Source organism: Nostoc sp. NMS9 (assembly GCF_017114995.1).
In the GTDB taxonomy this organism is placed as follows: domain Bacteria; phylum Cyanobacteriota; class Cyanobacteriia; order Cyanobacteriales; family Nostocaceae; genus Nostoc.
The window spans coordinates 44,704-65,364 of record NZ_JABXKL010000017.1; the positions used below are offsets into that span (position 1 = coordinate 44,704).

A 20,661-nucleotide genomic window follows, 5' to 3' on the forward strand; every position below is an offset into this window, starting at 1 on the left:
GATTTCTCGTTCTAGAGGTCAAGAATTACTCGTGCATCATCATCTTCAAAAAAAGCTTCATCGGTTCCCACCACTTCAGCATTTTCTTGCAGTCGTTTGCGGAGTCGTCCCCGCAAATTAATAATCCGTTCTACTCCCTCGGCTGGTAAAAAAGAATAACAGAGAATTTTATCAGCATTTTGTCCAATACGGTCTACCCTTCCGGCGCGTTGAATTAAGCGAATAATCGCCCAAGGTAAATCCCAATTGACGATAATTGCACAGTCTTGCAAATTATGACCTTCACTTAAAACATCGGTAGCTATTAAAACACGCAACTCATCTGATGATGAAATTTGCTCCCGTTTTCCATTACTCACAGGGCTAAATCTTCCCGTCATTACTGTCGGGTCTTTAGATTGACCTGTCACTCCAGCGACATTAGTAATATGACTCGACTGTAAATTGTCTGTAAGATAACGGACTGTATCAGCAAATTGGGTGAAAATTAGTACTTTATCTTTTGGGTGAGTTTTTGTTAGCAGTTTGATTAAAGCAGCAAGTTTTTCATCTTTTTGAGGATTCCACTCGCTACACTGTTGCAGTAGATTAATCAGTGCTTTGGCATCTTCTAATAAATCCCGTTTCAGTTTTTTAATATCAAAAAGTGTAGAACGCAACCACTTAAATCGCCGTTGATATCGAGTTGTATCTTCTTGATAAATTGATTCTGCCCTTTGACAAAAAACTTTTTCTGTTTTAGATGCTTTATCATCTTTATTAGAGAAAGGAGTTACTTCTTCCTCTCTCTCTGCTTGCAGCGAAGTAGTAGAATCATCTTCTTCTGTTTCTGTATCAAACAAAGTTGCTACCACAGAATCGGCATCTTCATCATTATTACTTGTATCTAATAACTCAGCTTCCTGAGTTCCAATCGGAATATCAAGCCCCTGCTCTAGGGCATATAAATAAATGAAGTTCCGTAATATATGGCGTTCAATTGATTGAATAAAGGCAACACCACTACTTTCTAAACGTTTAAATAAATTAGTGCGAGAAAAACCCATTAACCTCCTATCGCCACGGAATAAGCTATTAATAAAGCGTTGCTCTGTGTCTGTAGGCGGCTGTTTATGTTTAGCAATAACGTAATTTCCTAGACCATAACGAGGTAAATTCAGTTGATTAATTACTTCTACTACTAACTCAGAGTAAAGGCGAGAATAAAAGTCAGTGTTAGAACCTTCTAGACGAAACTTAAGACTACGAGGTAGACGCTGGGGAAAATAAGAACATCTCCCATCAGCAAATTCTAAATATTTCCGCCCTGTTTCATCTGTGTGGGCATAATTATCTTTAATAAACGAGCGAGTGCGTCGTACCATGTAACGCTTTATCAATTCTCGCCAGTCATCAGGGTGTTCACTTTTCTCAAAGGCAGCTAAAGAACGCACAAAACACTGATGCTTTCTATTAAACTCTAATTCTCCTATAGAACTACCACCCAGTTCATTAATTAAAGCTTCTGGTCTTAATCCCAAATCTTCGTCTTCTGGTACAAATAGCCGAAGTTGAGCGGAAAGGTCAAGATAACTTTTATTGTAAGGAGTAGCAGATAATAAAATACATTTACTTTCGTTAGCAGCAATATATTCTGTAATTGCTCGATAACGTTTGCCTTCACGGTTACGTAAATTATGACTTTCATCAATTAACACAACTCTATAGCGGCGGAGTTTTGGTAATTTATTTTGTACTTGACTAATTGGCATAACTTCGGCAAGTAACCGATAGTTATTTACATATTCTTGCCACATTGGTACTAAGTTTTTCGGGCAAATAATTAGTGTTTCTAAAAAACAATCTTCTTGTAAAATCTTAGCTAGGGCGGTTCCAACTAAAGTTTTACCCAAACCAACCACATCGCCTACTAATACGCCACCACGCCTAGTTACATGACGTGCTGCTAGCTGGACGGCGGCTTTTTGGAAATCAAATAAGTTGTTAAATTCGCGGGGGATGCGGAATTCAGAAAGTCCGGCGATCGCTTCATGGGATAAGTGGTAAGCTATCTTCAGGTAGATGTAGTAAGGTGAGACTAACTCATCTCTAGCCCAACTCTGATCGATAATTTCTGCTAACTCTTGCGAAATATCTACACAACCGTAATCTTGCCAGCGATCGCTAAACCATTTTTGCAGTTTATTACAAGCATCATGGTCTAAAATATCAACATTCAACTCCCCTTGTTTTGCCAGTCCGGGAAGGGTTAAATTACTACTACCCAAGAATCCTACTGTAGGAGTGTTAGCGTCATGGCGATGCACAAGATATAACTTGGCGTGGAGAGAATGACGGAGAAACAGTTTAATAATTAGTTTCTGAGTTTTTAGCTGATGACTTAACCGCCGCAACCCCGCTTCATCCTGATTAGTCGGTGCACCGATAGTCAACTGCTGGCGAAATTCTGCCGCCATGCGTTTTTTAAACGTTTTTAGTGGGAACTTCAGTCCCCAAAGCCAGCACTAAAGTCCTTACTACGAACATTTTTATTTAGCTTGATTAACTAAAAAATAGAGCAGTTGCACTGTAATACAACTGCTCTAAAAAATATCTAGATAGATATTTTCTACCTATCCACAGACCCCATGATTACGTCAACACTACCGAGAATCACCACAATATCTGCAACCTTCATTCCGCGCAGTAAATGTGGAACAATTTGGAGGTTGTTGAAATCTGCTGCGCGAATCTTCCAACGTGCAGGGAAAACATTATCATCGCCAACCAAATAAATTCCCAATTCACCTTTGCCACTTTCTACACGAGCGTAGATTTCACCCTTGGGAATCTTAAAAGTGGGGGAAACTTTTTTACCAATGAATTGGTAATCAAATGCATCCCACTCGGATTTTTTACCTGCGGCTAAACGTTTTGCTTCCAGATTTTCGTAAGGGCCGCCAGGAAGTCCTTTAATTGCTTGGCGAATAATCTTCACAGATTCGCGCATTTCCCGCATCCGCACCACATAACGGGCAAAGCAATCACCGGCGGTTTCCCACTGCACATCCCAGTCGAAATCGTCGTAGCATTCATAATGGTCAACTTTCCGCAAATCCCATTGCACGCCAGATGCGCGTAACATTGGGCCAGAAAGTCCCCAGTTAATTGCTTCTTCACGGGTGATAGTCCCAAGACCCTCAACACGTCGCCGGAAGATCGGGTTATCTGTTACTAAGCGTTCGTACTCATCAACTTTGGGTAATAGGTAGTCGCAAAATTCCAGACACTTATCTACCCAACCGTAAGGTAAATCGGCTGCTACCCCACCAACGCGGAAGTAGTTGTTATTTACCATCCGATAACCTGTAGCAGCTTCCCACAAATCATAAATCATCTCCCGTTCCCGGAACTGGTAGAAGAACGGAGTTTGAGCGCCTACGTCAGCGAGGAAGGGGCCAAACCACAGCAAGTGGTTAGCAATGCGGTTCAACTCCAGCATGATGACGCGGATGTAGCTAGCACGTTTGGGGACAGCGACACCTGCAAGCTTTTCTGGGGCGTTAACAGTGACGGCTTCGTTGAACATTCCCGCAGCGTAGTCCCACCGACTAACGTAGGGGACGTACATTACATTAGTGCGGTTCTCAGCAATTTTTTCCATTCCCCGGTGCAAATAGCCGATGACCGGTTCACAGTCAACAACATCCTCGCCATCCAGAGTCATGATTAGCCGCAGAACCCCGTGCATTGAGGGGTGGTGTGGCCCCATGTTTAGCACCATAGGTTCAGTGCGGGTTTCTAGTCTGGTCATAGATTTCGTGTTCTCCGTTCGTGAAAATATTGAATTCAACCGCGCAGATGCCAACTAGACCCAATTTATCTTGTTTGTCAAGCCAAAGTAAGGGTTGTGAGAGGAGAGATTTGATTTGATGTTTAATTTTGTTGCACTTCTTCAACTATTATATGGAAGCTCGATATGCACTTAATTAAGGCATCGAATTTTTTTATCTCATGGTGCTGGGATAAGGGGACGGGGTGAAAGAAGATGCTTTTTCTCAATAATGACTATTGACTTCTGAGTTTCTACGTAAGCTATAGAGATATTGTGTCAGCTATATTACAGTTTTATGAGGCTGATACATATTTATGGCTTTCAATCAAGAGCGTTTTGATAGGCTAATTCAGAAGTTAGAAGTTTTCGCTAACAAACAACCGCATCTTTATAAATTGCACGTTGCTTTTTTGGCTACTTTGGGCTACGCATATATATTTTTGGTTCTAGCTGTAACGTTGACTCTACTGGTAAGTATTATCTTTGGGATACTTAATGCTCAGTCAATTTCTAACTTATCTTTGACAGGTCTTCTGTTTTTCCTGACGTTAGCATTCGTATTAGTGCGATCGCTTTGGGTTTCTTTTCCCCCACCTACAGGTTTACCACTGCAACCCAAGGATGTACCCAATCTCTATTGTTTAATTAACGAAATATCATCGAAGCTAAAAGCTCCACGGTTTCACCACATCCTGCTGACCAACGATTTTAATGCAGGGGTTGTCCAAATACCACGCTTAGGTTTGCTGGGATGGCAGCAAAATTACTTAATTGTAGGTCTACCACTGATGCTAGCACTGCCGCCCGAACAATTTCGTGCCGTCTTAGCCCATGAACTGGGACATTTATCAGGAAATCACAGCCGCTTTAGTGGTTGGATTTATCGCCAACGCGAAACTTGGTATCGCATTCTTAAGGGACTCCAACAAAGTGGACACGATCTATCATTGTTAATTTTTCAACTGTTTTTGATATGGTACATTCCATTTTTTAATGCCTATTCTTTTGTATTGGCACGAATGGATGAATATGAAGCAGATAGATGTGCTGTTGATTTAACGGGAGAACAAAATACTGCTAAAGCTTTGATAAGTTTGGAGGTCAAATCTAGATTTTTAGAAAGATATTTTTGGTCTAGTATTTATAAACAAATACAGACAGAGATTGAACCACCAAAAATGACTTATATGGATATGAGGCAGGCTTTAAGCCAGAGACTTCATCAGGAAATCACAAGTACTTATTTAAGTGAAGCTTTAACGGAAAAAACCAACAATGCTGATACTCACCCTTGCCTGACAGATAGATTAAAAGCCTTGGGATATATCGCCGATACTCAGCAGGAATTAGCTATCTTTGCACCAATTGAAATTAGTGCTGCCCAAGAATTTTTAGGAGATAAATTGGAAAGTTTTATTGATTATTTTAGTCAAAATTGGCGAGAAAAGATAGCAACACCTTGGCGACAAAAATATGCTGAGTTTCAAAAATCGATAGCTACATTAAAAAATTTAAATCACAAATCGCAAAAACAACAGCTAACTTTAGAAGAAGCTAGTCAGCGAGCATTTTTGGCATTGGAACTTGAGGGCGAAGAAGCTGTTATACCTCTATTACAAGAAATTATTCATCGTGATGCTTACCATGCATCAGCTAATTATTTACTAGGTCAAATTTTATTAAAAAAACAAGATGCGACTGGAATAGAATACATTGAGAAGGCAATAGAGCAAGACTCAAGTATAGTTATAGGAGGTTGTCAGATAATTTGCTATTTTCTGAAAAACCAAGGTAAAAACCAGGAGGCGAAGTCTTATCAAGAACGTGCAGAAAATTATCATAAATTAATTTTAAAAGGACAGAAAGAGCGCTCTAGTTTGAAAATAAATGATAAATTTGACCCTCATAATATCTCTGAGATAGAGGTAAATAAGCTTCGTCAGCAGTTATCTCATCACCCGCAGATAATAACTGCTTATTTAGTTAAAAAGAATCTGCAATATTTTCCTGAAAAACCACTTTATGTTCTAGCTGTGAAGCGTGGATTTAGTTTTTGGGAAGGTAGTCGTATTTATGAAACCGATAACTCTAAAATTGTTCAGAGCTTATTAAAGGAAAATGAATTGCCCGATAATGTATTCATTTTTATTTTAAATAGTAATTTAAGTATGGAGAAAAAATTAAAACGGATATCAAATTCAATGATTTACCAAAAAAAAGGTAAAAAATAGCACTACAGATGCTTAAAGCTCAACATTCAAAGCTGACGTTGAGTGTTGAGTTTATGATATTTTCTTTTGTGTCTTAGTGGTTTAAAAACTATTTTTTAGCTAGGAACACACAAAGACACAAACAAAAGAATACATAATTAAAGTTCATCTGTGGTTTTTTGCCCTAAGTCTCATGAATCGTCAGCTAGCTATTGAAGAACCGATATTTTCCCATCTACCAGTGTTACCGCAAGAAGTGATTGCAGGTCTAGCGGTATCTCCGGGAGGTCATTATCTTGATGTGACGGTAGGCGGTGGTGGTCACAGTCGCCTAATCTTAGAAGCTGCTGCGGATGTGCGGGTAACGGCGATTGACCAAGATGAGGATGCTTTAGCAGCAGCGAGGAAAGAATTAGCTGAGTTTGGCGATCGCATACAATTTATTCATCGCAATTTTGCTGAGTACGAATTTCCCCTCAACACTTTCGATGGTATTTTAGCCGATTTGGGGGTAAGTTCTTACCATTTAGACCAAGCAGAAAGGGGTTTTAGCTTTCGCCAAGCCGCAAATTTAGATATGCGAATGGATAGAGGGCGATCGCTAACTGCTGCGGATGTAATTAATAATTGGGATGAAGCAGAATTAGCAGATATTTTCTTTAAGTACGGTGAAGAGAGATTATCGCGGCGCATTGCTAGACGCATTGTCGAACGGCGACCGTTGCACACGACTACAGAATTAGCTGATGCGATCGCTTCTTCAGTTCCCCCGAAATATCGTTATGGGAGAATTCACCCCGCTACCCGTGTTTTTCAAGCTCTGCGAATTGTCGTCAACGATGAGTTAAAATCCCTAGAAACCTTTTTGGAGCAAGCACCAAATGCCCTTGTCCCTGGTGGTAGAATTGCGATTATCAGTTTCCACAGTTTGGAAGATCGCCCGGTGAAGCATGGTTTAAGAAATTCACCTTTATTAAAGGTATTGACAAAAAAGCCGATTATTGCCCAAGAAGAGGAAATTGGGAAAAATCCGCGATCGCGATCGGCCAAACTGAGGATAGCAGAAAAGCTACTGTAAGCTTTAAACTGCTTCATCTCGTGGCTCAGAACTGCTGCGAATACGCTCAATGAAATGAGGATAATCTTCTAAATCCTGTTCTGACTCCAACGGTGGCATTTCAATCCAATTACCTTCGAGATGCAGCTTATCTACATAAGCGTAGAAGGCTTCCCGATCTTCTCGATGAGCAAGAACGTAATCATGTAACTCTTTCTGACTCATTGCATGAAAATTAGGCTTGCTCATCCTATGTATCTCCATTTACCGTTAGGGTATATCTCTATAATATTTTCCTCACCTGCCAAGAAGAATAGATTTTTTGTCCGTTCATCCATACGAACGATATTAATAGGCAAGTAAAGCTTAGTAAACCAACAGCACAATATATAGCACTGTGTTTTCTGTTCTGGTGTAGGAATAATCTCAACTCCTTAACAAAAGAAATTTTTAATCATCCGCGATCGCGATCGGCCAAACTGAGGATAGCCCAAAAGTTGCTGTAACTACAATGCAGCGTTAAACTGCTCCATCTCAACGATCTGTTAATCTAGCGTTGTTGAGGAGTTAAAAAATAATAAATGGAAATTAGTAATCTGTTTACAGCAGGTGGCGTGGTCATGTGGCCTCTGCTGGTATTCTCTTTGTTAGGGGTGGCGCTGATTATCGAACGTATCATCTTTTGGGTAAAGATAAATAATCGGCAAAACAAGGTGGTGCGAGAGGTGCTACACCTTTATCGCCTTGATAATGTAGTTAGTGCTTTAGATAAATTGCAGAAAAATACTGACTTACCTATGGCTCGAATTTTTTTAGCAGCTTTAGAATTGGAGGAGCCAACACCAGAGGAATTTCGTTTGGCATTAGAAAGTGAAGCACAAGCCGAAATTCCCTTACTCAAGCGCTCCCAAAATATTTTTGAGACAATTATTGGTCTTGCGCCTCTATTAGGACTTTTAGGAACTGTATTAGGATTAATTAACTCCTTTGCTTCTCTGAATATCGGAGATGTGGGAGGTAGTAAAACAACAGGTGTAACATCTGGAATTAGTGAAGCTTTAGTATCCACAGCATCAGGGTTGGTAGTAGCAATCTTTACACTTCTATTTGCTAATACCTTTCGGGGACTCTACCAACGCCAGATTGCCTGGATTCAAGAATATGGTGGACAGTTAGAATTACTCTACCGCCGTCGCTACGAAAGAGCAGATAAATCATATCTGCCGAATAAATGAAGCGGAACTAGGTAATTGTCAATTAGTAATCGGTAATTGGGATTAGTTCATTATTTGTTACCGATTTTGCTCTAAAACTTTTGACTCTAATAGTATTCTAAAATGACGAATAGCTTTGTTTGCTACAGTTATTGAGGAAATATTCCATGACTATTTGGGTAAATGAGCAAATTGATCCGTCTGGGATGATTCATGCCTGTATTGCCACTTGTAATGAATCTCAAGCTAAAGATTGTCATGATTCTTTTGAGAATAATTTGACCGAGAGGCAAAAGGCGGCAGGTTGGGTAGCGCGATTGCGGACAGTCGATTCTTGGGATGAAGTGCCGGTGAATTCTTTAAAACTCAATTAATTGGGTGCTATAGAAATTAGGCTGCATAGCTGAAGTATCTCTTGGCAGACATAATTACTTTTGTTATTTTCTGCTTACTCCAACCTGCTTTGCTTTATTTGGGATTTTGATCGAACATATTTTATCTGCGTAGGCGTAGCCCGCCATAGGCATCGCTTGTCTACCACAAGCTGAACCTATGCCAATGCTTAGAGCGATCGCAGCAAATTCCATGAGAACAGGTTAATAAAGGATAAAATTCGGATTAAATTTCTCAAATTATTATTAACTGCTTCCCAAAAAAGTAACATATTATAGAAAAATGATGATTTTTCTTAACTTTTAAGAGGTATCATCTATACCGTAGATTAAATTAAAAAATTTGTATAAGCCGAATCAATTTAGTGAACTATCCCAAAGTTTACACTTCGGAGCAAGCCTGCCCCATTAATTTAGTTGGCGAAACAGGACAAGCGGTTCAAATTTCAATTCATGCTCCCAGTCAATATATCTGTGCCAACTGCGAACGGATATTACCAGATTGGAAACGGCAGCCATTTTTACGAGTAGTGATTGTATTACAGCAATCGCGTTATCAATTAGTCGAAAAGACAGCAGAAGTAGAGTCAGAGAAAGAACGCTTACGAGAAAAATTTATGAGATTTGGCTGTGATTTAGCATTTAATTTGCGCGATCGCGGCTATTTAACCGACCTAATTGACCCTCGTACAGGCTATCCCTTACTGTCCCATCCCGGAGCAATCCCCCACGACGACACAGCAGTTGTCAAAGCTTTGCTCAACTATCCAGTGATTAAAAATCAATGCTGTGTGTTAGTTCATCCCGATTGGGGTGCAGCAGTTTATCCTAGTATTTTGATATCAGAAGCTCCCCCAATTGTGATCGAATGGGTTACAAAAGGCATAGCATCCATGCATGGATGGAAAGAAATTAATTATTAGTCATTGGTCATTGGTCATTGGTCAGTGGGTATGTAAAGACGTATATCAGCACTTGTGTCTCCAAACAAATTCTTCCAAGAAGTTAAGATAGTCGAAGCGATAGTGCGGCTTGTTACTTCTCTTTCACGAGTAGACGCTACGAAGTCAAACTGGGGATAATGGCTTTTGGTTCCTGTTTGGGTAACACTCAGGCTGATCGGCAGGTATTTCAAATTGATGATAATTTTACACACTACTGTCAGACTAAACTTTTAGCCTGTAGCGAACAGAATGGTACTTTAGCAGTATCTGCGGGAATTATATAACTATAACTATCAGGAAAAATACTTTTCCCAACTTTCTGCATATAAGTAGATGGATGAGGAAATTTATAACTATGTCTGTAGCGAACGCAGCATTCGCAAAGCGTGTCTCATTGGGACTCAGCGAAGTGTTCGCGTAGCGTCTCGTAGAGAAGCAATCACAGGGGTTTCAAGCTTTTTATATCTCGTTGGATAGTTAGATTTATTTGTGCTTACCTAGCTTAAACACCAAGTTGATTCTGAACAAAGTGAAATACTTGTTTCATAGTTATGCTCAATCCCAATTCCCATAAATACAAAATTTCCCATACGTGATCTATGAAAATATTAATTCAACACCGTCATTACGACAATGAAATTAGTGGAGTTTTAACTTATATTTATTCTATTATTCCTGAGTTGGAAGCTAGATTAATTGAAGTTAAAACTATTTCGACCAGACAAGATAATATCGTCAAATGGTTTCGTTATATTGTTTGGGCAGATATAGTACACATGAATTCCAATGACTTATTGTTTACTTTGTTATGTAAAGTCTTGCGAAAAAAAATAATTATTAAATACCATTATTCTCTTTATCAATCTACTCATACTAGTTATGAGCAGATGAAATTGACGCAACGTTTAAAAGCTGAATTTAAACACACATTGCCGAAAGCTAATTATCCATTAAAGTGGAAATTACACACTTTTATCAAATGGGCACGCCTAACCACCCGGCTTTCTACTGCCTTCTTAGCCGATTATCATACAGCTTGTAGTAACTTTTTAGGAGAATCTTCTGCTTTTCCTTGGCCAGTTGATACTTTATATAATCCGATTGAAATCAAGTCGGAAAACCAGCTTAAAACTTTAGAAAATTTATCTCAGCCATATAATTTTATTTTTGTCGGTAGATTAGCTACAGACAAAGGCGTAGATATTTTATTAAAAGCAGCGCGGATTTTACAAGATGAAAATAAAAAATTTAAAATTACTATTATTGGCGATGGCAAACAATCTCAGGAATTAAAACAGCTAACGTTTGATTTAGGAATTGCCGACAAAGTTAATTTTTTAGGTAAGGTTACTCAAAAAGAAGTACTTCTAAAAGTTCAAGATGCTTTGGCTTTAATTGCTCCATCTCGTTGGCAAGATCCAGCACCTTACGTAGTGCAAGAAGCCTCTAGCGTTCAAACCTGCTCGATTGTCTCAAAAATGGGAGGATTGTCAGAAGTAGGAGGGCCGCACAGCCTATTTTTTGAAAATGAAGATGCAGAAGAATTAGCCAAATGTATGCGATATTGCTTAGATAATCCAGATGAAGCAATTAACCGAGGTTTTCAGTCCAGCCAATACGTTGCAGAAAAGTTTTCAGCTGCGCGTGCTGTTGCTCGACTGCTGGAAATTTGTAGTCAAGTTACTCCTAAAGCATTGGTAACAAAATCTGATACATAATTCTTGTTATAGGGCAGCAATACCAATTCTGTATGAAGATGCGCTAAACCATATTTAAGTACAAGAAAGAAAAACGAACCGCATTCGCGTTAGCGTCTCCCCTTGGGAGAAGGACGCAAAGGACACAAAGAAAGAAAGAAGAAGTTAAGAGGGTTTGGCGCAGCCTCACAAAGAAATGGTACAACCCTATAACGGAGTTATTGGAAGCTCTACCAGCTAGAACCCCTGCTTTTAGCTTTAATCTAATATAGGACTTACGCACACTCTACGATTCTTCTCTACAAGACGCGTTGGCGGAAGCATATTGCAGATTAGGCAGTTCGATAAATTAAGCTTTTTGGGGATTTTTGCGTAAGTCCTATAATACATTAGCACTTCCTTATGGCCCAGAAAACACAGCTTGTTCTACATCATCCCGACTAAGAGAATACTTGAATGAGCGTTGGATATCTTGTCCATTTTCCCCAGATTGAACATATCGCACTACAATTTGCTCAACATCGAGCCATAATTCAGCTTGCCAATTAGGTCGCTGTACACGCCAGCAATGCCTTTGTGTTTCGTCTTGTTGACAGCCTTGGTCTTTTAGCCACTGCTCAATTTGTGGCAGGGGATGATTATATAGGGGAGTATCAGAGGGAAGAAGAGGCATAGGAATTTTAGATTTTGGATTAGAGAATTGTTTAATTCTTAATTATCGGATGGGTAATTAGTTGCGACAGATAGGTAATCTGCTGTTGTATAGATGTAATTGGTTGCAGCTTATGGGTTTGGAAAGCAGCCTCGCCACGAGTTAAGCCAATGGCAACTGCTAATAACAGACAACCTACAAATGTTAGCACCAGCATAAATAAAGCAAAGATTTCGCCAGATGATAAGGGGCGATCGCTCGCATCGAGGTAAGCTGATTTTGACCAGTTATACGAACGCGAGACGGGATGATTCAAATCAGGGGGTGGTTGAATTACTCCAAAGCGGGAATAGCCAATTTTTAAATCGTAGCTTAACCGCCGTTCTGGATGGCTAAGGGTGGCGTAGGCTTCGTTGATTTGCTGAAATTTGGGAGTGGCGATCGCAGTCGGCAAGTCTGTAGTATCAGGATGATAGAGTTTGCTCAGTTGCCGATAAGCGCGACGAATGTCAATTACCGATGCCCAGGGATGCAGTCCTAGCAGGGAGTAATAAGTTGGTTCGCTGCTTTGTGGCATTGCCCCGTTTTGATTCACATCTGTTTGAGTCACTTTGCTCAAAGATATTTTTTATATTTTAAATCCTTTATGAATTGGAGAAGACACAGCAGGTCTAACATCTGATAAGATATCTTAATAAAGCATTTAATTAGATGCGATGCAGATCAAAATTAATCTCGAAAATATTCAAACTCTTACCGACTTTAAGCGCAATGCCAAAGATTACAAAGCTTCCTTGTGCGGGTTAGACAAAACAATGGTTTCAGTCTGCCTAAGCTTTACCCCTACCAGCCGCATCTGTAGCTAGTACAATATTTATTTATTTTACAAGGCTTTTAAGATACTCTTGCTTGGTTGCAAAATAGTTAGTGACTTCTGTGGGAGTAAGTATTATAACCTTTGTGCTGGGTCGAATGGGCTGTAATAAAGTGTTTTGACTACAATGAGAAATACTTGCCTTTCTATACACGCATTCAGCACTTATACCAGATACACGAAAGTAATCGCCTATTTGTAGCTCGTGGAAAGTCATGTAAATCGTCTCCTAACAATCGCTCTTTTTTGACATCCTATGAAAAGCTAGTTTCTAACGTATTAAATCAGCACGGGGTTTAAAGGTTTCAATTTGCCGTAACTTTTCGTAAAGTTCCCGTTCTTCTTGACTAATATTTTTCGGTGTAACTATTTGAATTTCTACTAATTGATCGCCACGTTTACCCTCATCACTGGGATAGCCCTTATTCCCTAGTCGAAATTTTTGACCAGACCTAACTCCGGGAGGGGTGGTCATTTTCACCGGTCCATCAAGAGTAGGTGCTTCTACCTGTCCTCCTAAAACTGCCTCGCTGGGAGTAACAGGTACTTGGCAGATGATATTTAAACCTTCTAGCTTAAATAATGGATGAGGTTCAACGGTAATTTTTAAGTATAGATCGCCACCACCAACGCCTTGGTTCCGCAAACGGATGGTTTGACCTGTTACCATCCCTGGTGGCATATTAACTTCTAGCGATCGCCCATCTTCCAAACGAATGCGTTCATTACCACCTTGATAAGCTTTTTCTAGTGGAAGGGTTAATCTGGCTTCTATATCTCGACGGGTTGTGCGAGGTGGAGTGTTAACTGTGTAGGCAACTTTTGTTCTGGGAGAACGAAACGGATCGCTATTATTGCCATTATTGGAGTTATTTGCCGCACTCTTATTTTTAACGCCAATAACTTGATTAATAAAGCTTTCAAAATCGGAGAATTGGCTGGGATCTACGTCCTGATTCCCGTTGCGATCGCTAGCACTACTCTGCCAAGTTTTAGCCTTTGGCGTTTGTTTGTTGCCTGCAAAGCCTTTTTGCTTCCAGTAGCGGCTAAACTGGTCGTACTGCGATCGCTTGGCTGGATCGGAAAGAACTTCATAAGCCTCGCCAATATCCTTAAATTTTTCCTCAGATTCTTTGTTACCCGGATTAAGATCGGGGTGATATTGCCTTGCTAACCGCCGATAAACCTTTTTAATTTCCTCACCAGAGGCGTCTTTAGATACTCCTAAAATCTCGTAGTAATCGCGAAAGTTCGGCAAATTTTGCATAGTTCAGTTATTTAAATTTTAGATTTTAGATTAATTAGCAGCGAGGAGTTATGAGTAGAGACGCGATTAATCGCGTCTGTACAGGAGTTATGAGTTGAAAGATTTTATTTTTAACTCCTCACTTCTGACTCCTAACTTTTTTTAAAAGTACTACAACCAATCATTGTCTTCTTCATCATCCCAGTTATCTTGGTAGCTGGGACGGGATTTGCGTGGCGGACGGCTTTCGTATGAGGAAGAACGACTGTCTCGACTATAGTCTCTGCCATAGTCTTTACCGTAATCTCTGCCATAGTCCTTACCATAGGAGTCGCGTTCTCGATATGTATCTCGTGGAAATTCGCGTTCTTTATCTTTATCACCAGTAAAGATGTCACGGATTGTACCAAACAAGTCGTCATCTTCATCTTCAGCATAAGTCTGGCGGACTTCCCGGTTTAGCTCATAGAGAGCATCTTGCAAATCGGCATAGGCTTGGTCAATACCGCGATCGCTATTTTCCTTAAGACTCTCTTTTAAATCTCGGCAAATATTATCAATTCTTTGGCGGCGGTTGCGGGCAAACTGCATACCAAATTCTAAAGCTACTTCTCTGAGTTGTCGTTCTGCTTGGAAAATCAACGCCTCAGAACGAGTCCGCTTTTCTACCCGTTCTTTTCGTTCCCGGTCTACATCGGCGTATTTCTGAGCGTCTTGAATCATCCGATTCACTTCCGACTCGTTCAAGGTGGAAGCGCCCTGAATGGTGATACTCTGCTCTCGCCCAGTGGTTCTATCTAAGGCTGTTACCTGTAAAATACCATTAGCATCGATATCAAATGACACCTGAACTTGAGGAATTCCTCGTGGCGCTGGCGGGATGCCATACAGCTTGAAACGTCCTAAAGATTTGTTGTTTGCTGCCATTTCCCGTTCCCCCTGGACTACGTGAATTTCCACAGTATTTTGGTTATTTTCAGACGTGGAAAAAATGTCAGAACGGCGTACTGGAATGGTGGTGTTGCGGGGAATGAGTTTTTTCATGACGCCGCCGATGGTTTCCAATCCCATAGAAAGGGGTGTAACATCCAATAGCAGCACATCTTTGAGTTCGCCTGCCAGAATACCTGCTTGAATTGCTGCACCCACTCCCACTACTTCATCGGGGTTGACGTTTTCGTTGGGTTCTGTGCCAATCAAGTCCCGCACTAGCTGCTTCACCATTGGCATCCGTGTAGAACCGCCAACTAACACAACTTCTTCAATGTCTCTAGGTGAAAGTCCGGCATCTTTGAGGGCCCGTTTTACTGGTGTCCGCAATCGCCCCACTAAATCACCACACAAACCTTCAAACTGGGAACGAGTTAGACGAGTTTCCAGATGTTTGGGGCCATCTTCCGTGGCGGTGATGAAGGGTAAGTTAATATCGGTGACGCTGACAGCAGAAAGCTCAATTTTGGCTTTTTCCGCCGCTTCCATGAGACGTTGCAAAGCTTGGCGATCGCGTCTTAAGTCTACCTCTTCTGTTTCCAGAAATTGCTCTGCTAACCAATCTACTATTATTTTGTCAAAGTCGTTCCCACCAAGTTGCGTATCTCCACTGGTAGCCTTGACTTCAAATATTCCATCGCCAACTTCTAAAATCGACACGTCAAATGTGCCACCACCCAAGTCAAAGACTAAGATAGTTTCCGTGTCACCCCGATCTAATCCATAAGCCAAAGATGCAGCAGTCGGTTCATTGAGAATCCGCAGCACCTCTAAACCGGCAATTCTGCCAGCATCGCGGGTTGCCTGCCGTTGAGAATCGTTAAAATATGCGGGTACTGTAATCACTGCCCCTGTCACCGGTTCACCCAGATAGCGACTAGCATCGTCTGCCAATTTCTTCAGCACCATTGCCGAAATTTCTTCTGGGGCAAAATCTTTATTCAGACGAGGACAGGCAATTTTAATATTACCTACTTCGTCTTTGCGGATGGTGTAGGGTACACGTTTAGAATCTGCATTAAGTTCACCATACTTCCGCCCAATGAAGCGTTTAACTGCAAAAAAGGTATTTTGGGGATTGAGGACGGTTTGTCGCCGTGCCATTTGCCCAACTACCCTTTCACCTTCTTTGCTGAAACCAACTACGGAGGGGGTTGTTCGCATTCCTTCTGCATTGGCAATCACCACCGGCTTGCCACCCTCCATAACGGCGACTACTGAGTTGGTTGTACCCAAGTCGATGCCGACTACCTTGCCCATGCGTTACTCTTCTCCTAAAGTGTCTTATATATTTATTATGATTGGGCGGAACTACCTCTAGCTTTGTGCTACTGAAAACACCTCAATGGTATAATATTCATCATTAAGGCAGTAAACTAAGAAGTGCAGCTAGAGGAGATAGTTGCAAGACTAGGATAGCATTGACGATGATTGGTATGTCCAAGCAGCCTCAATTCTTGTTATCCGCCTACTTCTATGCACTGTATCTGCAAGTTGGTCAATGCACCTTAATAATACTTGCTCTGCTTCTTTAGAGTCCCTGAAAACTCTAATATTGCCACTATTTTAAAGATTTGAATTTAACAGAACGATTACAAACTTCCCTGAGTGAGATAGCGCGAGAACGCGATCCTTACATGGCAACGGCTGGACATTTTTTTGTCCAAGAATATATCCGCCAGCAATTTTGCCAATGGGGGAGTGTGGAAATCCACACCTTTGAAGTCAGAGGTAAAACTTGTAATAACTTGATATTAAATTTACCATCCCACGCGAGAGGGCAAAAAAAGGATTTGCCACCTATTTTAATTGGCGCTCATTATGATGGGGTTCCAGGAACAGTTGCGGCTGATGATAATGCTACAGGTGTGGCGGTATTACTGGAATTGGCGAGAAAGTTCGCTGCCGAACCTGTCAGATATCCCTTAAGACTGGTTGCTTTCGATATGGAAGAATACGGCTTATTGGGTAGTGCTGATTATGCAGCGCTGTTGCATCAACAAAAGCAACAGCTACGCTTAATGATCTCCTTAGAAATGCTGGGCTATAAGGATTCTACACCTGGTTCCCAAAGTTACCCCCCTCCTCTGGAACGCTTCTACCCAGATACAGGTGATTTTATTGCTTTAATTGGCAACTTGCGGACATTGCCTGACTTAATTGGGATGAGCCGTAATATTCGCAAAGCTGGCGTATCTAGTCAATGGCTACCCGTCCCAAATCGAGGTTTAATAGTTCCCCAAACCAGACTTAGCGATCATGCACCATTCTGGGATTTGGGTTATCCGGCAATGATGGTGACAGATACGGCATTCTTGCGAAATCCACATTATCACAAAGCTAGTGATGCGATCGCTACTTTGGATTTAGATTTTCTTACTCGTGTATGTGAAGGTTTAGAGATGGCGATTCGGCGGTTGTGAAAAGATATTAGGAGAGGTTCATAGTTAGCCAAACTAGACTTAGCGATCGCACCTATTTTTTAAATGTGGTTTATCTGCCATCATGGTTACAGATACAGCATTTTTGCGGAATCTATATTATGCACAAAGCGAGTGGATCGCCACGAAGATTCTATCTTAATTATTCTCAGCTTTTTTCAATTGGTTATACTATCTTGTTGATGCGATCGCGCATTGGGAGTCAAAGTAATTAAATCGTCAATATTACGTTTCATTGTTTCACAAATTGCGTCTAATGGTAAATCATTAGCGTCATAACCAAAGGGGTTTTCTATCTCTAAGCCGATGGCTTCAATACCAAACAAAGTGAACCCAACCAAAGCAGAAACTAAACCTGTCCACCAACCGAGACTGTCTACTATTTGAAATGGTAGCAAAAAGCAATATAGTATCAGTAATTGCTTCAAATGAATAGCATAAGCAAGCGGCATAGGCGTTTTTAAAATACGTTCGCAAGCACCTAAATTATCCACAAGACTATTCAATAATTCTTGCATTGATGTTAGCTGGTAGCTATTAAGACAATTACGATCATATTGTTGCTGTAAATAATCTCCTATCCAAAATGCAACCTCTATAGGAGGATTATTCATAATCTTCAGTTTTATGTACTTAGTAGATGGCATTAAGTCTTCTAACTCGCTATTGACACCTTCTCCTCGCAAATGTAATTTAGTTGTTACAGCAAACGCTGCCAATAAGTTTAATGCCGTAATTTTATTGTTTTTATCTTCTGGTGAAATTTCATCAACTGATACCCAAATTTGCCTCGCTAAATTTCGGACGTTATTTACTATAGAACCCCAGCATTTTCTCCCTTCCCAAAATCGCTCATAAGCAGTATTTGTACGAAATACAAGCAACAAACCTAAAACAATACTAGGAATCACATTTGCTAAAATAGGATGGGATACAGGTTTTTCAAAATGGTGAAGCAGAGAAATTAAAAATCCGAAAGCTCCACACCATAAAATATGTTTGAAAATTGCTTTCATTACTGAACCTTTAAGTTGTAATGCTGTGCGGAACCATTTGATTTTTTCGGCTATCATGTAGTCACCCTAATAAATATGATTTATTGAATCGATATATTCAGCGTTTGTTAGCTTAAAAATAATTATTATAAAAGTAGCACAATTAGCAAAGATATACTTGAAAAACTCTTCTTGCTAAGAACATGATATCCTGACGGTTATGTATTGTATTCTAGTATCTGTTATCCAATTTCAAGCCCGATTAAATACTTATTATTAGTACTCACACAAAGAGTTTTTTGATCGTCAATTAGGTAAACATTATATAAAAGTCAAAAGCGATGCCTACATGGCAATTGTAAATAAATGTAAAGATTTTTTTGTGGCTGCATAAACTCCACATTTCATCCCGAGAAATCTATGGAAGAAAAGGTATATTTCTATCGATAATGTTCATACAGCATTAATCGGTATCATGTACCCCAGTAAATCAAAAAGTTCTAGCCTGTAAAAATCCTGCCCTGTAAATTAAACGTCTAGACATAACTTATTTGGTTATGTCTTTTTTCTTGTCGTTAGTCTCGAAACGTTGAATTTCAATCAAATAACCATCAGGATCGCGGAAAAAGCAATGGTAAATGTTGTACTTTTCATTTAGTGTAGGTGGCTTTTCAAATTTAATACCACGTTCTTTGAGATATTCAAACCATTCATCCACCTGCTGTGTTACCAGGGTAAAAATGACACTTGATTGCTTGTCGGTTGGAGGACTTAATTTTTCGCTTGCTTGACACAATCCTAAGTATCCAGAGCCACTAATAGTATAAATTCGGCAGGTTCCTTGGTCAAGCCATAACTCCAAACCTAGTTTTTGTTCGTAGAATTCTGTAGATGCATTGAGGTTATGGGTAGAAAAGAAGGTAATTTGCTGGTCTATTTGCGGATGAGTAGACATAAAACACATTTGAGTATATACCCTAACGACATCGGGCGATCACAGATGTAAAAATTGATTGATGTTAGAAACCTGTTACTGCTCCAGAATGCCTTAAGTGCATCTGGAGTTTCTTTTTGCAAAAAGCCATAAAAATTTTCCCAATCATCCTGATATGCCAAAACATGGCTGAATAAGGATGCATACTGAATTATCTATATTTAACACGGGCATCACTTATTGATGTACCCTTCCTGCCAAACAACTCTCGCAAAACAGCCTCAGCTTATCTGGGGCTGTTTTGCGTTACTTGCAACAGAGAAGGAGTTTAAACGAGAATCCTCAAACACTTTTATCTATATTTGAGTGTATACCCTGATGACGTAGGATTTTCTCAGGGTGAAAATTTGGTATAGGTAAATGCGTATCTTTCCTGGCTCCAGATTTGTCACAAACATTTCTGGAGTTTTTTCATTATTGAAGTTTGAAGTCAGCAATCTAGTCTAAACTCCGGTGGATATTTTATTTTGGGAATAAATGCTATTAATATTATGAAAGAATCTGCTGTACTTGAGTGAGGGTAAAGATTTAGCACATCTATGGAAAATGTGTTACACACTCAGCAATAAGCTTATTCATAGAGCTAGCTTTAGAAAAATACGAAAGAATATGATTTCGATTAATAGTTGTTTCACGGCGACAACCAACTGCTGAAGCCCAAGCTAACCAATCAGATTTACCAATACGTATATGCTCTCTTCGGAGATCATCCATACCAAATCTATTCTCCGGTATTTCAAGAATCTTAGCAGGAGAAATATCCGTAGCATTCTGATGGTAATATAATGCTGGTATAATTTCAGGATAAGTTGGTGTTTTAGATAAGAAATCTTCAGATATTTTTGCCATCCAAAATAGCTGATCTTCAGTTACATTCCTACCACTTTTTAAAAAAGTTAGAATCAAAGCTAATAGTTGATTAACGTTTTTTACTTCTTGACAGAAATTATATATATTTCTATTTAAGCTTGGAAAGCGTTCTAAAAATATGTACATTTTTTCAAGCACTTCTTCCTCATAATCGCGAAGTAAAATTAAAACCAGTTCAGCATCCGATTCATCGATATCTGGCTCTTTTAGTAAGTTAACCAATTTTTTGCAAGGCTCGTGATATTGTGCGTTAGCGTAGCTCGCCGAAGGC

General features: G+C 40.0%; 18 protein-coding genes. 7 read left to right on the forward strand and 11 right to left on the reverse strand.

The features are described 5' to 3' along the window. Positions 1-11: 11 nt before the first annotated feature. The 3 genes from HWQ40_RS06375 to HWQ40_RS06385 all read right to left on the reverse strand — a co-directional run bounded on the left by HWQ40_RS06375 (position 12) and on the right by HWQ40_RS06385 (position 4,445). Positions 12-2,456 (reverse strand): helicase-related protein, encoded by a 2,445-nt coding sequence (locus HWQ40_RS06375; RefSeq protein WP_292775726.1) that lies wholly within the window; start codon positions 2,454-2,456, stop codon positions 12-14. Positions 2,457-2,608: 152 nt separating this feature from the next. After that, on the reverse strand, positions 2,609-3,793 hold the full coding sequence (locus HWQ40_RS06380) for an NAD(P)H-quinone oxidoreductase subunit H (protein ID WP_292775729.1): 1,185 nt from the start codon (positions 3,791-3,793) through the stop codon (positions 2,609-2,611). Positions 3,794-4,313: 520 nt separating this feature from the next. Beyond that, entirely contained in the window at positions 4,314-4,445 is a 132-nt protein-coding gene (locus HWQ40_RS06385; protein WP_292775733.1) for a hypothetical protein, read from the reverse strand. A 112-nt stretch (positions 4,446-4,557) separates the two neighbouring features. On the opposite strand from HWQ40_RS06385, the gene HWQ40_RS06390 reads away from it, so the two are divergent. Next, positions 4,558-6,045: a M48 family metalloprotease gene (locus HWQ40_RS06390; RefSeq protein WP_292775735.1), complete on the forward strand. Its 1,488-nt coding sequence runs from the start codon at positions 4,558-4,560 to the stop codon at positions 6,043-6,045. A 172-nt stretch (positions 6,046-6,217) separates the two neighbouring features. Then, entirely contained in the window at positions 6,218-7,102 is an 885-nt protein-coding gene (gene rsmH / locus HWQ40_RS06395) for a 16S rRNA (cytosine(1402)-N(4))-methyltransferase RsmH (protein WP_292775737.1), read from the forward strand. Positions 7,103-7,105: 3 nt separating this feature from the next. On the opposite strand, the gene HWQ40_RS06400 is transcribed toward rsmH, so the two are convergent. After that, a complete protein-coding gene (locus HWQ40_RS06400) occupies positions 7,106-7,330 on the reverse strand; it encodes a hypothetical protein (RefSeq protein WP_292775740.1) in 225 nt (74 codons plus the stop codon). 332 nt (positions 7,331-7,662) lie between these two features. On the opposite strand from HWQ40_RS06400, the gene HWQ40_RS06405 reads away from it, so the two are divergent. The 4 genes from HWQ40_RS06405 (at position 7,663) to HWQ40_RS06420 (ending at position 11,349) form a co-directional block, all read left to right on the forward strand. After that, the gene (locus HWQ40_RS06405) at positions 7,663-8,316 is read left to right on the forward strand and encodes a MotA/TolQ/ExbB proton channel family protein (RefSeq protein ID WP_292775743.1); all 654 of its coding nucleotides are present in this window, start codon (positions 7,663-7,665) and stop codon (positions 8,314-8,316) included. Between the two features lie 146 nt (positions 8,317-8,462). Continuing rightward, a complete protein-coding gene (locus HWQ40_RS06410) occupies positions 8,463-8,669 on the forward strand; it encodes a glycogen debranching protein (protein WP_104909440.1) in 207 nt (68 codons plus the stop codon). Between the two features lie 383 nt (positions 8,670-9,052). Continuing rightward, positions 9,053-9,610 (forward strand): methylmalonic aciduria and homocystinuria type D protein, encoded by a 558-nt coding sequence (locus HWQ40_RS06415; protein ID WP_292775748.1) that lies wholly within the window; start codon positions 9,053-9,055, stop codon positions 9,608-9,610. 620 nt (positions 9,611-10,230) lie between these two features. Then, entirely contained in the window at positions 10,231-11,349 is a 1,119-nt protein-coding gene (locus HWQ40_RS06420) for a glycosyltransferase (protein ID WP_292775750.1), read from the forward strand. 379 nt (positions 11,350-11,728) lie between these two features. Here HWQ40_RS06420 and HWQ40_RS06425 read toward each other — a convergent pair whose 3' ends face one another. The 4 genes from HWQ40_RS06425 to dnaK all read right to left on the reverse strand — a co-directional run bounded on the left by HWQ40_RS06425 (position 11,729) and on the right by dnaK (position 16,350). Next, positions 11,729-12,001: a DUF3143 domain-containing protein gene (locus HWQ40_RS06425; RefSeq protein WP_292775752.1), complete on the reverse strand. Its 273-nt coding sequence runs from the start codon at positions 11,999-12,001 to the stop codon at positions 11,729-11,731. A gap of 31 nt (positions 12,002-12,032) precedes the next feature. Continuing rightward, positions 12,033-12,557: a J domain-containing protein gene (locus tag HWQ40_RS06430; RefSeq protein WP_292775774.1), complete on the reverse strand. Its 525-nt coding sequence runs from the start codon at positions 12,555-12,557 to the stop codon at positions 12,033-12,035. A 568-nt stretch (positions 12,558-13,125) separates the two neighbouring features. Next, on the reverse strand, positions 13,126-14,121 hold the full coding sequence (locus HWQ40_RS06440) for a DnaJ C-terminal domain-containing protein (protein WP_292775758.1): 996 nt from the start codon (positions 14,119-14,121) through the stop codon (positions 13,126-13,128). A gap of 150 nt (positions 14,122-14,271) precedes the next feature. Then, a complete protein-coding gene (gene dnaK, locus HWQ40_RS06445; RefSeq protein WP_292775760.1) occupies positions 14,272-16,350 on the reverse strand; it encodes a molecular chaperone DnaK in 2,079 nt (692 codons plus the stop codon). 314 nt (positions 16,351-16,664) lie between these two features. Here dnaK and HWQ40_RS06450 point away from each other — a divergent pair, with 314 nt between their 5' ends. Then, a complete protein-coding gene (locus HWQ40_RS06450) occupies positions 16,665-17,513 on the forward strand; it encodes a M28 family peptidase (RefSeq protein WP_292775762.1) in 849 nt (282 codons plus the stop codon). A 176-nt stretch (positions 17,514-17,689) separates the two neighbouring features. On the opposite strand, the gene HWQ40_RS06455 is transcribed toward HWQ40_RS06450, so the two are convergent. From HWQ40_RS06455 to HWQ40_RS06465, 3 genes are all read right to left on the reverse strand, one after another. Beyond that, a complete protein-coding gene (locus HWQ40_RS06455) occupies positions 17,690-18,604 on the reverse strand; it encodes a bestrophin family protein (RefSeq protein ID WP_292775765.1) in 915 nt (304 codons plus the stop codon). A 469-nt stretch (positions 18,605-19,073) separates the two neighbouring features. Then, positions 19,074-19,481 (reverse strand): VOC family protein, encoded by a 408-nt coding sequence (locus HWQ40_RS06460; RefSeq protein WP_292775768.1) that lies wholly within the window; start codon positions 19,479-19,481, stop codon positions 19,074-19,076. A 576-nt stretch (positions 19,482-20,057) separates the two neighbouring features. After that, the coding region (locus HWQ40_RS06465) for a hypothetical protein (RefSeq protein WP_292775771.1) at positions 20,058-20,661 on the reverse strand (604 nt) is incomplete at its 5' end.